The sequence below is a fragment of the Patulibacter sp. SYSU D01012 genome (assembly GCF_017916475.1).
GTDB lineage: Bacteria > Actinomycetota > Thermoleophilia > Solirubrobacterales > Solirubrobacteraceae > Patulibacter.
In genome coordinates, this window is record NZ_JAFMTB010000001.1 from 314,186 (window position 1) to 326,555 (window position 12,370).

Below are 12,370 nucleotides of genomic sequence, written 5' to 3' on the forward strand. Positions count from 1 at the left end.
GGCGAGGATACGCGCGTCCCGCCGCCCCGCGAACGTGCGTTCGGCATCATCGGAGGCCATGGCGATGCACGCCACCGACCCATGGCGGCCGACGCTCGAGGCGGGCCGCGAGGACGAGCGGCTCGTGCGCGAGGCGTTCGAAGGGGCACGGCCGCCGCGCACCGCGCCGATCCCCGGCGACCTGCACCCGCGGCTGCGGGACGCGCTCGCGCACCGGGGCATCCACGAGCTGTACCGGCACCAGGCGGACGCCGTGGCGTTGCCCCGCACGCAGCCGTTCGTCGTCACCACGCCGACCGCGTCGGGCAAGTCGCTCGCCTTCCAGCTGCCCGCGATCGACGCGCTGCTGCGCGAGCCGCGCGCCCGCGCGCTCTTCCTCTACCCCACGAAGGCGCTGGCGCAGGACCAGGCGCGGTCGCTGCAGAGCTTCGGACTGTCGCGCGAGCTGCGCGTGGCGATCTACGACGGCGACACGCCGCGCGAGGCGCGCAAGGACGTGCGCCAGCGCGCGAACGTCGTGCTGACGAACCCCGACATGCTCCACGTCGGGATCCTGCCGCGGCCCGACCTGTGGGCCGACTTCCTCGCGCGCCTGCGCGTGGTGGTCGTCGACGAGGCGCACGTCTACCGCGGCGTCTTCGGCTCGCACGTCGCGAACGTCCTGCGGCGGCTGCGGCGGTTGGCGGAGCGCCACCAGGCGGCGCCCGGGGCCGGGCGCGCCGCGGCGGCCGCCGGGCTGGCGATGCCGGCGCGGCGCGGCACCCGGGTGGTCGCGGGCGCCGCGGCGCCGGCGCGGCGGGCGGCGAACGGGGAGCCGCCCGTCGCCTCCGCGCCCGCGACCGGCGCCGTCGCCGCCGCGGAACCCGACGCGCGTGCCTCGTCGGGCGCCGTCGCCGTGCCCGGCCCGCGCTTCCTCCTCGCGTCGGCCACGATCGCCAACCCGGTCGAGCACGTGGAGGCGCTCACGGGCCTGGAGGACGTCGCGCTGATCGACGACGACGGCTCGCCCGGCACCGCGCGCCAGATCGCGATGTGGAACCCGCCCCTGTTCGAGGAGGACGACGACGCGCACGCCGTCGCCGCCCGGGTGCGCGCGGAGAACGCGGCGCTCCCCCGGGTGGACGGGCGGGACGACGACACGCCCGCGGCCCTCGCCGGCGGGCACCGCGCGGGGAGCGGCGAGGGGGCGCCCGCCGGGGAGCCCCCCGGCCTCGACGCCCCCGCCGGCCCGGCCGCCCCCCACGGCCCGCTCGACCTCAACCACGCCGGCCCCCTCGCGAGCGTCCACCCCGGCGGCGACCCGGCGGCCTCCGCGCTCGAGGCCGACCACGACGGCACGGCGGACGACTCGTTCGGCCCCGTCGACGCTCCGGACTCGGGCGGGTCGAATCCCGACGTCGAGCTGCTCGACGCCGCAGAACTCATCGCCGGCCGCGTCCGCAAGTCCGCCCTGACCGAGGCCGCCGAGATGCTCGCCGACCTGGCCGAGCAGGGCGTGCGGACGATCTGCTTCATCCGCTCCCGCAAGGGCGTCGAGGTCGTCGCCACCGCCACGCAGGAAGAGCTGGAGGAGCGCGGCCGCGCCGACCTGGCGCGCGCCGTCATCGGCTACCGCGCCGGCTACACGACCGGGCAGCGCCACGAGCTGGAGCGGCAGCTCGTCGACGGGCAGGTGCGCGTGGTCGTCACCACCACGGCGCTCGAGCTGGGCATCGACATCGGGCAGCTCGACGCGTGCGTCGTCGTCACCTTCCCCGGGACGGTCGCGTCGCTGCGGCAGATGTGGGGCCGCGCCGGCCGGCGCGGCAAGGGGCTGGCCGTCTACATCGCGGGCGAGGACGCGCTGGACCAGTACTTCTGCCGCCACCCCGACGAGTTCCTGGACCGCCCCGTCGAGGCCGCGATCCTGCGGCACGAGAACGAGTCGATCCACCTGCCCCACCTGCTGTGCGCCGCGCACGAGGCGCCGCTGGACGACCGCGATGCGTCGTCCCTGGGCCCCCGCTGGCGCGCGCACGCCGAGGAGCTGGCCCGCCACGGGCTGCTGCGCGAGCGCGGCGGCGCGTTCCGCCCGGTCGACGGCGACGGGTTCCCCGCGGGCGAGATCCCCCTGCGCAGCGCGTCGAGCCGCCGCGTGGTCATCGTCGACGGCACGACGGGCGAGGAGATCGGGCACGTCGAGCACGACAAGGCGCCGTCGACCGTCCACGAGGGCGCCGTGTACCTGCACCTGGGGCAGCGGTACCAGGTGGACCAGCTCGACCTCGACGCCGGCTACGCGGTGGTCGAGCCGTTCCACGGCACCTGGTGGACGGAGCCCAAGCGCGAGATCGAGGTGCTCTTCGACCGCCTGCTCGACCAGCGCGAGGTCGAGACGGCGGCGGGGCCGATGCGGCTCTCCTACGGCCGCGTGACCGTCACGGACACGGTGCTGGGCTACCAGCGGCGCAAGCAGGGCTCGGGCGAGGTCATCGACCTGCGGACGATCGACCTGCCGTCCGTCTCCTTCGAGACCGAGGCCGTCTGGTACGAGCCGGGCGCCCTCGTCCACGGCGGCGGGGTGCCCGGGTCGGACCTCCCGGCCGGCGGTCTCGCCCCCGCCCACGCGCGCCTGACCCCGTTCCCGACCGAGCACGTCCTCGGCGCGCTGCACGCCACCGAGCACGCGCAGATCGCCGTGCTGCCGCTGCTGGCGATGTGCGACCGCTGGGACGTCGGCGGGCTCTCCACGAACCTGCACCCGCAGACGTCGGGGCCGGCGATCATCGTCTACGAGGGCCACGTCGGCGGCGTCGGCATCGCCCGCGAGGCCTACCGGCGCTTCGAGGACTGGTCGGCCGACGCGCGCCGCCTGATCGCGGAGTGCCCGTGCGACGCCGGCTGCCCCTCCTGCGTGCAGTCGCCGAAGTGCGGCAACCTCAACGAGCCGCTGCACAAGGCCGGGGCGCTCGAGCTGCTCGAGCGCCTCCGGCCCGCGGAGTGACTCAGGCGTCCTCGTCGCTGCAGACGAGCAGCGTGCGCAGCGCGCGGCCGGCGGCCAGGTCGTCGAGCGCCTCGGCGGCCTCGGCGAGCGGCCGGCGGCCCGAGATCATCGTCTCCAGGTCCAGCTCGCCGGCCATGAACAGGTCGACGAGCTCGGGCACGTCGCGCTGCGCGTCGATCGAGCCGTAGTTCGAGCCGAGGATGCGCTGGTTCGCCTCGGCGAGCGCGAGCGGGTCGAAGGACGCCTTCTCGCCCGCGGGCGGCAGGCCCACGACGACGGCGGCGCCGCCCAGGCCGAGCGCCGCGATGGCCTGCTCGGTCGTGGCGATCTTGCCGATGGCGTCGAAGACGTAGTCCAGGCCCTCGGGCACCGTCTCCTTGAGCTGCGCGACCGGATCGCCGGCGCTCGCGTCGACCACGTCGGTCGCGCCGAGCTTGCGCGCGACCGCGAGCTTGTCGGCGTTGACGTCGACCGCGACGATCCGCGCCGCCTTCGCCAGGCGGGCGCCCTGCACGCACGACAGGCCGACCCCGCCGCAGCCGATGACGGCGACGGTGGCGCCCTCCTCGACCTGCGCCGTGTTGCGGACCGCGCCGACGCCGGTGGCGACCGCGCAGCCGATGATCGCCACCAGGTCGAGCGGCGCGTCCTGGCGGATCTTGATCGCGCCGGACTCGGGGACGACGACGCGCTCCGAGAACGACGAGACGCCCAGGTAGTGGTGCAGGCCCTGCCCCTCGCGCGACAGGCGGCTCGTGCCGTCGAACAGCACGCCGTTGGGCGCGACGACCTCGGCGGTCAGCTCGCACTGCCACGGCCGGCCGGCGAGGCACTGGCGGCAGCGGCCGCACTGCGGCACCCAGGAGAGGACGACGTGGTCGCCGGGCTGCAGCGACGTGACGCCCTCGCCGACGGCGGTGACGACGCCGGCGCCCTCGTGCCCCAGGACCACGGGGGTCGGGACGTCCCACTCGCCCTTGACGACGTGCAGGTCGGACCCGCAGACGCCGGCGGTGACGACGCGCACCTCGACCTCGCCCGCGCGCGGGGCGGCGAGCTCGACGTCGACGACGGTCGGGCGGCCCGACGGGTCGTCGAGGACGGCGGCGCGGATCGTGGCGGGGCTGGGGGTCGTGGACATGGCGCTCCGGGGGCGTTCGCAGGGATCTACGGGCGCGACGCTACCGGCCGGCCGGGCGGCGAGGACGGCCGGCGGGCGCGGACGGGCCGCCCGGCGGGGGTGGCGGTGGCGGCAGGGGGCGAAACGTTTTGGCGAGGGGCGGCTCATGCGTGCCGGCGGCGAGCGTCCGCGGGGGTAGAATCCGAAAGATGGATCGGGTTTTCCGCTTTCCGAATCCGGTGAACGAGAAGGCCGCCCGCACGGTCGCCGCGGTGGTCGCCGTCCTCGCGCTGCTCGCGGTCCTGACCGGGTGGCTGTGGATCGCCGCCGTCCTGGCGTATGGCTTCGTCGCGCGCACGCTCGCGGGGCCGACGTTCAGCCCGCTCGGGCGCCTGGCGCAGGACGTCGTCGCGCCGCGCCTGGGGCCGAAGCGCCCGACCCCCGGCCCGCCGAAGCGCTTCGCCCAGGCCATCGGGGCGGGCGTGACGACGCTCGCCGCCGTCTTCGCCCTCGCCCTGCGCTGGGACGCCGCCGCGACCGTCCTGCTCGGGATCCTGGTCGTCTTCGCGACGCTCGAGGCCGCGCTCGGCCTGTGCGTGGGGTGCCGCATCTTCGCGCTGCTCATGCGCGCGGGCGTGATCCCGCCGGAGACGTGCGAGGCGTGCAACGACATCTGGTCCCGCACGCCGCGGCCCGCCGCCGGGCCCTGAGGGCCGGCCCGCCGCCCGGCGGCGATCGCGCCGCCCGTCCGCCGGCGCGGCGTCCGGGCCCGCGGCGGCGGCGCCGGCGCGGGCGAACGCGTGCAGGATCGCCGGAACCTGCACCGAACCTGCAGCCTCCGGCGGCGACCGGGGGCCGGAACCTGCACCGAACCTGCACGCGGGCCGGCGAAGGGGCCCGGACGCGGCACGCTCCTCGAGCCATGTCGCGGGCAACCCCACCACGAGCCGCAGCGCGCACCGCGCCGACGGCCGTGAAGACGACAGCGGTCCTTCTTGCCGCCGTGACCCTGTCGTGCGCCGCGAGCGTCGGTGCCTCCGCTGCCGAGCCAGCAACGGAGGCACCGGCGCCCGTCGCGGCCTCGAGCCGCACCGGCGGCCTCGCCGGGAGCGACGCCGCGAAGGCGGCCGCCGCGGTCAACCCGAACGGCACGCCGCCCGTCCCCGCCGAGATCCCCGACGTCCCCGCCCGCGTCCGCGCGAGCGTCGGTCGCTACGTCCTCTCGTCCAGCACCTGGACGACCGGCACCGCCGCCCCCAGGATCTCCGTCCGCCTGAACGCCGCCAAACGCACCGTCGCGCGCGTGCAGGTCCGGGTCGAGGACCGCTCCACGAGCCGCGTCGTCACCCGCCAGTCCCTCGGCGTCGTCCGCTCCGGCGTCGACGTCTCCACCGCCGTGACCTCGCGCCTGGCCAAGCGCCCCGGGGCGTACCGCCTGCGGCTCATCGTCCGCGACGTCACCGGTCACGAGGACCGCGCCCGCGCCCGCACGCTGCGCGTCACCGCCCCGGCGCCGGCGAAGGCCGCCACCGCGCCGGCCGCCGCGCCGACCGCTGCCGCCCCCGGGCAGTACGTCTTCCCGGTCCAGGGCGCCTGCAACTTCCGCTCCCTCCAAGCGCAGCGCTTCCACGCCGGCCGCGACGGCGGACGCCAGCACAACGGCCAGGACATCGGCACGTTCGACGGCTACCCGCCCGTCGTCGCGGTGACGGCCGCGACCGTCGACCAGGTGTTCTACGACGCCGCCGGCGGCGGCTGGACCGTCGTCTTCAACGGCGACGACGGCACCGCCTACGGCTACCTGCACCTGAAGCCCGGCTCGATCCTCGTGCAGCCCGGCACCCGCGTCGTGGCCGGTCAGCAGGTCGCCAACGCCGGCAAGTCGGGCGGCGACTACGACCCGCACCTGCACTTCGAGATGCGGCCGATCCCGTGGGGCCAGAACCGCGACAAGGCCGTCGATCCGCTGCCGCTGCTCGAGCGCCTGCCGAACACGTGCACCGGGTGAGCGTGCCGTGAGGCGACCGCCGCTCGGGAGGAGCGGCGGTCGCCTGACGGCACCTGCGCCGCGCGTCCCCCGGGCCGCGCGGCGCGCCGGGCCGATCCTCCGGTACTCTGAACGGCCCTGGCGGGATAGCTCAGTTGGTAGAGCACACGACTGAAAATCGTGGTGTCCCCGGTTCGAGTCCGGGTCTCGCCATCCCGAAAGCCCCGCGATCGCGGGGCTTTCGCGTTCCCGGGCCGCGGCGGGCACCGCCGGTCGTGGCGGGCCCCGTCGGCGCCCGGCGTCTGACAGGCGTCCAGAACCGGCGCGGACGGCGTCGACCGTGCGTCCGTCGTGTGCGGAACGCCCCACGGGCCAACCGGGGGTTCGTTAGGGTCGCGCCGGTGCGCCGCCCGGCAGTCGGACGGCGCGCCCCCGACCCCGTCGACGGCGCTTCCCCCCGGTGCCGTCGCACCATCCGTGCCGAACCCCCCGTCGTCCCGGACGCTCGCTCGCGTCCCCGAGCTCGTCGTGCGCCTGCAGCGCCTCGGTCATGCCGCGCGCCTCGTCGATCGCACGGAGCGGCGCCGCGTCCCCGAGCGCGTGGGCGCCACGGCCTTCGACCTGCTCGAGGGCATGGTCGACGTCATCGAGCGCCGCGGTCGCGCCCGTCAGCACCTCGTGGTGCGGCTGCGGGTCGAGGACGGGATGCTGATCGTCTCCGTCCAGAGCACCGCGGCGCCGGGCTCACAGGACCCCGTCCTGCGCGGCGATCCGGAGGAGCCCCGCGCCCGCGCCCGCGTCGAGGCGCTCGGCGGCGACCTGACGGGGCTGCCGACCGCCGGCCACGGCTGGATCTGGATCGCGCGCCTGCCCCTCGCGCCGCCGGCCCCGGACGGCGTGCCGGGCGCGGCAGCCGGGTAGGCGGCGGGCATGGCCTCCGCCGACGACCGCGCCCTCGAGCTCCACCGCCGCCTGCGGGGCAAGGTGGAGAGCCGGCCGAAGGCCGAGCTGGACGAGGACACCCTGGGGCTGCTCTACTCGCCGGGCGTGGGCGCCGCCAGCCGCGCGATCGCCGACGACCCGGACGCCGTCACCGAGCTGACCGGCCGCGGCAACGCCGTCGCCGTCGTCTCCGACGGCTCGGCCGTGCTGGGGCTGGGCGACGAGGGGCCGCTCGCCGCGCTGCCCGTCCTCGAGGGCAAGGCGCTCCTGTTCCGCGCCCTCGCGGGCATCGACGCGGTGCCGATCGCGCTCGACGTCGCGGACGAGGACGCGTTCGTGGCCGCCGTCGCCGCGATCGCGCCCGGCTTCGGGGCGATCAACCTGGAGGACGTCGCCGCCCCGGCGTGCTTCGAGATCGAGCGCCGCCTGCGCGAGGCCCTGGACGTCCCGGTCGTCCACGACGACCAGCACGGCACCGCGATCGTCGTCGTCGCGGGCCTCGTGAACGCCTTCCGCGTCGCCGGCCGGCCGCTCGAGGACGCGCGCGTGGTGATCGTCGGCGCGGGGGCGAGCGGCAACGCGACGGCGCGCCTGCTGCACGCGCACGGCGTCGGCGCGCTCGCGGTGACCGACAGCCACGGCGCGCTCGGCCCCGGACGCGACGACCTCGACGACGTGAAGGCGGATCTCGTCGCGGACCTGGGCCTGGACGACGAGGGCGACGTCGGGGACGTCCTGCGCGGCGCCGACGCCGTCGTCGGCCTGGCGACCCCGGGCGCGTTCGGCTTGGACGACGTCCGCGCGATGGCGGACGACCCGGTCGTCTTCGCGCTCGCGAACCCCGATCCCGAGGTCGAGCCGGACGACGCCCGCGCGGCCGGCGCGGTCGTCGTCGCCACCGGCCGCAGCGACCACCCCAACCAGGTCAACAACGTCCTCGCGTTCCCCGGCATCTTCCGCGGCGCGCTCGACGGCGGGCTCCGCGAGGTCGACGACGCCGCGTGCCTGCGCGCCGCGAAGGCCCTCGCGGCGCTGGTGGACGACCCCCGCGCCGACCGCATCCTGCCCCCGGTGCTCGACGACGGGGTCGTCCCGGCGGTGGCCCGGGCGGTGGCGGGGACCTGACGCCCGTCGGCGAGCCACCCGAGACGGCGCGCCCCGGATCGTCCGCGGCCGCCTCCCGGCTCTCCGACGTCGGTCCACCGCGCGGCCCGTCGCGGCGGCCACGGCCGATCCCCTGGGCGTGGAGCGCCCCGCCCGCATCCGTCGTCACCTCTCCTACGCGAACGTCGCCGCGACGCTCGCCCTCGTCCTGGGCACGTCCGGCGGCGCCTACGCCGCGGTGAAGTCCGGGGACGACGGGGGGTCGCGCCGGATCCTCGGCTGCTTCGGCGAGGACACGGGCACGTTGCGCGTCGTCGCCAGCCAGGCGCGCTGCGGCCGCCGCGAGACGCCGATCTCGTGGAACGCGCAGGGCCCGCGGGGACGCACCGGCGAGCGGGGGGCGATGGGCGCCCGCGGGCCGCAGGGCGCGGTCGGCGTGCGCGGCGCCGACGGCGGCGTGGGCATCCCGGGCACGCCCGGCGTGCAGGGGCTGACCGGCGGCGCGGGCGCGACCGGGCCGCAGGGGATCCAGGGGATCGCCGGCATGCCCGGCGCCGGCGTCCGCGGCGCCGCCGGCGGCCGGGGGGCGAAGGGCGACCGGGGAGGCGCGGGCCCGGCCGGCGCCCGCGGCGGCACGGGCGCGGACGGCGCCGCGGGGCCGCAGGGCGTCGCCGGGCCGCAGGGCGCGACGGGGCCGCAGGGCGCGGCGGGCGCCACCGGCGCCCAGGGCGCCGCCGGCCCGGCCGGCCCGAAGGGGGATCCGGGTCAGGCGGGCCCGAGCCAGGTGGCGTGGGTCCGCGGCCCGGTCGCCACCCTCCCGGCGGGCGACCACCTGCTGCTCGTCGACGCGACGATCGTCGGCGACAGCCAGGACGCGCAGGTGGTCTGCACGCCCCGGCGCGTCAGCGACGAGACGACGGGCGCCGTGCAGGTGACGAGCCAGCCGCAGGCCTCGACGGCCGGGCGGGGGCAGCGCCAGGTCGCCCACGGCACGGCGATCGTCCGGTCGAACGGCGCGCTCGTCGTCGACGCCGCCTGCACCGCCACGAGCTCGAGCGAGGCCGGCGCGGGGCCGCCCGAGGTCCACGTCGTCCTGCACGCCGTGCGCACCGGCAGCACGACCGAGCTGCCGGCCGGGACCGTCGCGCCCTAGCGGCGCGCGACGCGCCACGATGCGTCCCGTGCGCGCTCCGCGGCCCCTCCGTCTGCTCCTGGCCCTGCTGCTGGGGACGCCCCTGCTCGTCGCCCCCGCCGGCGCGGCCGTCACGCCGCCCCCGGCCGGCGCCCCCTTCGACTACCAGCTCGGCGGCGCCTACCCGCCCGACCCGGGCGTGACGGTCGTGGTGCGCGACCGCACCGTCGCGCCGGCCCCCGGCGCCTACGGCGTCTGCTACCTCAACGCCTTCCAGACCCAGCCGGGCGCGCTGGACTGGTGGCGCCGCCGGCACGGGTCGCTGCTGCTCCGGCGGCACGGGCGGCTCGTCGCCGACCCGGACTGGCCCGACGAGGTCCTGCTCGACGCCTCCACCGCGCCCCGCCGCCGCGCGATCGCGCGCATCGTCGGCCGCTGGCTCGACGGCTGCGCCCGCGCCGGCTACCGCGGCGCCGAGCTGGACAACCTGGACTCGTGGACCCGCTCGCGCGGCCGCCTGCGCCGCGCCGACGCGGTGGCCCTGGCCCGCCTGCTCGTCGCCCGCGGGCACCGCGCGGGCCTGGCGGTCGCGCAGAAGAACGCGGCCGAGCTGGCCGCCGGCGCCCGGGCCCGCATCGGCTTCGACTTCGCCGTGGTCGAGGAGTGCGAGCGCTACCGCGAGTGCGACGCCTACGCCCGCGAGTACGGCGACCGGCTGCTCGAGGTGGAGTACGGCGACGCCGGCGGGCTGCCGGTGCTGCGGCGGGCGTGCGCGGCGCGCGGCGGTCGCGTCTCGATCGTCCTGCGCGACCGCGACCTGGTCGCCCGCGGGCGACCAGGACACCTGCGCCGCACCTGCTGAGCCGGGGCGGACCCCGCGGCCCGCGCCGTCGGGGCGTGCGCCCCGAGGCGCGGACCGCCGCGCCGGGCCGGCCGCCGCGCGGGCCGGCCCCGGGCGCGGCGCCAGCCCGCGGGGCCTCAGCCCGCGAGGGCCTTGAAGCGCTCCATGTTCGCGGTCATCGCGGTCTCGGTCGGCAGGCGCTCCATGCTGGACGCGCCGAAGAAGCCGGAGACGCCCGTCGTGCGCTCCAGGACGTACGCGGCGTCCTCGGGCTCGGCGATCGGCCCGCCGTGGCACAGGACGATCACGTCCTCGCGAATCGCGACCGCGGCGTCGCGCATCGCCTGGATCCGCTCGACGCAGTCGTCCAGGGTCAGCGCGGTGTGGGCGCCGATCGAGCCCTTCGTCGTCAGGCCCATGTGGGGGACGAGGACGTCGGCGCCCGCCCGGGTCATCGCCTCGGCCTGCTCGACGTCGAAGACGTACGGCGCCGTCAGCAGCCCGCGGCGGTGCGCCTCGGCGATCATCTCCACCTCGAGGGCGAAGCCCATCCCCGTCTCCTCCAGGTTCTGGCGGAAGACCCCGTCGATCAGGCCGACGGTCGGGAAGTTCTGCACGCCGGCGAACCCGGCGGCCTCCACCTCGGCGAGGAACCGCGGCATCACCCGGAACGGGTCGGTGCCGCACACGCCGGCGAGGACCGGGGTGTCGCGCACCACCGGCAGCACCTCGCGCGCCATGTCCAGGACGATCGCGTTCGCGTCGCCGTACGGCATCAGGCCGGCCAGCGACCCGCGGCCCGCCATCCGGTAGCGGCCCGAGTTGTAGATGATGATCAGGTCGCCGCCGCCGGCCTCGGCGCACTTCGCCGACAGGCCGGTGCCGGCCCCGGCGCCGATCACGACGCCGCCCTCCGCGACGGTCCTCCGCAGGCGCTCGCGCGCGTCCGCTCCGTTCATGCCGATGCTCCTTCCGTGGGGGTGGTGCCCGCCGCGCGCACGTGCGCGTCGAGCCGGTCGACGGCCGCCGCGGCGAACGCCGGATCGTTGACGTGCAGGTCGAGCTCGACGAGCTCGACGCGGTCGCCCAGGCCGTCCCGCAGCGCGGCGAAGAGCGCCTCGTCGGCGGCCTCGTCGCGGAACGGCTGACCGTCCGTGTCGAGCGCGGACAGGCCGCGGCGGGGGATCAGGACGGTCGTCGGCCCCTGCGCGGCCGACAGCTTCTCCGCGATCTCGCGCCCCAGCGCGGCGCACTCGTCCGCGGTCGTGCGCATGAGCGTGACCGACGCGTTGTGCTCGTACAGCTGCCGGTCGCGGAACGCCGGCGGCACGGTGGCGACGGGACCGAAGTTGACCATGTCGAGCGCGCCGAGCGAGACGACCTGGGGCACGCCCGCGGCGCCGGCGGCGCGCAGGCGGTCGGGCCCGGCGGTCAGCACGCCGCCGACGAGCTCGTCGCACAGCTCGGTGGTCGTCAGGTCGAGCACGCCGGCGAGGAACCCGTCCTGGACGAGCGCCTCGAGCGCGCGCCCGCCGGTGCCGGTGGCGTGGAACACGAGCACCTCGTAGCCGCGCTCCTCCAGCAGCCGCCGCGCCTCGTCGACCGCGGGGGTGGTGACGCCGAACATCGTCGCCCCGACGAGCGGCCGGTCGCCGGGCACCTCGACCGCCGGCGCCGCCACCATGCCGGCGAGCGCCGCGGCGGCGTTGGACAGCACGCGGGCCGACACGCGGTTGACGCCCGCCACGTCGGTGACCGCCGGCATGATCGCCAGGTCGCTGCCGCCGACGTAGTGCGACACGTCGCCGCCGGCCATCGTGGAGACGACGAGCTTGGGCACGCCCACCGGCAGGGCTCGCATCGCCTGCGCGGCGATCGTCGTGTTGCCCGAGCCGCCGGCGGCGAGGGCGCCCTGCACCCGGCCCTCGTCGTACAGGCGCCGCAGCACGACGGCGGCGCCGGCGGCCATCGCCGCGACAGCGGACCCGCGGTCGTTCCCCGCCTCGAGCGCGGCCGAGTCGGCGCCGCCGGCCGCGGCGACCTCGGTGCGCGGCACGTCCGGGACGAGCGCGCGCGGGGCGCGGACGCCGACGTCGATCAGCAGCACCTCCGCGCCCTGGGCGCGGAGCCGGTCCCGCAGGTACGCGTACTCGGTCTCCTTCGTGTCGAGGGTTCCCAGCAGCGCGACGGTGGGGGTCATGGACGCCTCCGGTGTTGAGGACGGATCCCGCCCATTGTCTCCCTACCGCTCGTTCGGCGTC

General features: G+C 77.2%; 10 protein-coding genes and 1 tRNA gene. 8 read left to right on the forward strand and 3 right to left on the reverse strand.

Features of this window, described 5'->3' with window-relative positions; translation table 11 throughout:
- Nucleotides 1-58 precede the first annotated feature (58 nt).
- Nucleotides 59-2,983, forward strand: coding sequence for a DEAD/DEAH box helicase (locus J3P29_RS19570; RefSeq protein WP_246851392.1), 2,925 nt, complete (start codon nt 59-61; stop codon nt 2,981-2,983).
- Between the two features lies 1 nt (nt 2,984).
- On the opposite strand, the gene J3P29_RS01280 is transcribed toward J3P29_RS19570, so the two are convergent.
- A complete protein-coding gene (locus tag J3P29_RS01280) occupies nt 2,985-4,124 on the reverse strand; it encodes a Zn-dependent alcohol dehydrogenase (protein WP_210491181.1) in 1,140 nt (379 codons plus the stop codon).
- Nucleotides 4,125-4,312: 188 nt separating this feature from the next.
- On the opposite strand from J3P29_RS01280, the gene J3P29_RS01285 reads away from it, so the two are divergent.
- From J3P29_RS01285 to J3P29_RS01315, 7 genes are all read left to right on the forward strand, one after another.
- Nucleotides 4,313-4,813, forward strand: a complete 501-nt coding sequence (locus J3P29_RS01285; protein ID WP_210491182.1) for a DUF4395 domain-containing protein — start codon at nt 4,313-4,315, stop codon at nt 4,811-4,813.
- A 293-nt stretch (nt 4,814-5,106) separates the two neighbouring features.
- On the forward strand, nt 5,107-6,111 hold the full coding sequence (locus J3P29_RS01290; protein WP_210491183.1) for a M23 family metallopeptidase: 1,005 nt from the start codon (nt 5,107-5,109) through the stop codon (nt 6,109-6,111).
- A 119-nt stretch (nt 6,112-6,230) separates the two neighbouring features.
- Nucleotides 6,231-6,303, forward strand: a tRNA-Phe gene (locus J3P29_RS01295).
- 264 nt (nt 6,304-6,567) lie between these two features.
- Nucleotides 6,568-7,011, forward strand: coding sequence for a hypothetical protein (locus J3P29_RS01300; protein WP_210491185.1), 444 nt, complete (start codon nt 6,568-6,570; stop codon nt 7,009-7,011).
- 9 nt (nt 7,012-7,020) lie between these two features.
- Nucleotides 7,021-8,157 (forward strand): NADP-dependent malic enzyme, encoded by a 1,137-nt coding sequence (locus tag J3P29_RS01305; protein WP_210491186.1) that lies wholly within the window; start codon nt 7,021-7,023, stop codon nt 8,155-8,157.
- 118 nt (nt 8,158-8,275) lie between these two features.
- On the forward strand, nt 8,276-9,289 hold the full coding sequence (locus J3P29_RS01310; RefSeq protein ID WP_210491187.1) for a hypothetical protein: 1,014 nt from the start codon (nt 8,276-8,278) through the stop codon (nt 9,287-9,289).
- A gap of 28 nt (nt 9,290-9,317) precedes the next feature.
- Complete coding sequence (locus J3P29_RS01315; protein WP_210491188.1) at nt 9,318-10,130, forward strand: endo alpha-1,4 polygalactosaminidase; 813 nt, start codon at nt 9,318-9,320, stop codon at nt 10,128-10,130.
- A gap of 116 nt (nt 10,131-10,246) precedes the next feature.
- On the opposite strand, the gene J3P29_RS01320 is transcribed toward J3P29_RS01315, so the two are convergent.
- Both J3P29_RS01320 and J3P29_RS01325 read right to left on the reverse strand, forming a co-directional pair.
- Nucleotides 10,247-11,068, reverse strand: a complete 822-nt coding sequence (locus J3P29_RS01320) for a phosphoenolpyruvate hydrolase family protein (RefSeq protein WP_210491189.1) — start codon at nt 11,066-11,068, stop codon at nt 10,247-10,249.
- The gene (locus J3P29_RS01325) at nt 11,065-12,309 is read right to left on the reverse strand and encodes a Tm-1-like ATP-binding domain-containing protein (RefSeq protein ID WP_210491191.1); all 1,245 of its coding nucleotides are present in this window, start codon (nt 12,307-12,309) and stop codon (nt 11,065-11,067) included. The genes J3P29_RS01320 and J3P29_RS01325 overlap by 4 nt, the downstream gene beginning before the upstream one ends.
- Nucleotides 12,310-12,370: the final 61 nt, after the last annotated feature.

What these genes read in the sequence shown, in the direction of transcription:
- J3P29_RS19570 (WP_246851392.1), top strand. Translation starts at nt 59, where the DNA reads ATGGCGATGCACGCCACCGACCCATGGCGGCCGACGCTCGAGGCGGGC.
- J3P29_RS01280 (WP_210491181.1), bottom strand. Translation starts at nt 4,124, where the DNA reads ATGTCCACGACCCCCAGCCCCGCCACGATCCGCGCCGCCGTCCTCGAC.
- J3P29_RS01285 (WP_210491182.1), top strand. Translation starts at nt 4,313, where the DNA reads ATGGATCGGGTTTTCCGCTTTCCGAATCCGGTGAACGAGAAGGCCGCC.
- J3P29_RS01305 (WP_210491186.1), top strand. Translation starts at nt 7,021, where the DNA reads ATGGCCTCCGCCGACGACCGCGCCCTCGAGCTCCACCGCCGCCTGCGG.
- J3P29_RS01320 (WP_210491189.1), bottom strand. Translation starts at nt 11,068, where the DNA reads ATGAACGGAGCGGACGCGCGCGAGCGCCTGCGGAGGACCGTCGCGGAG.
- J3P29_RS01325 (WP_210491191.1), bottom strand. Translation starts at nt 12,309, where the DNA reads ATGACCCCCACCGTCGCGCTGCTGGGAACCCTCGACACGAAGGAGACC.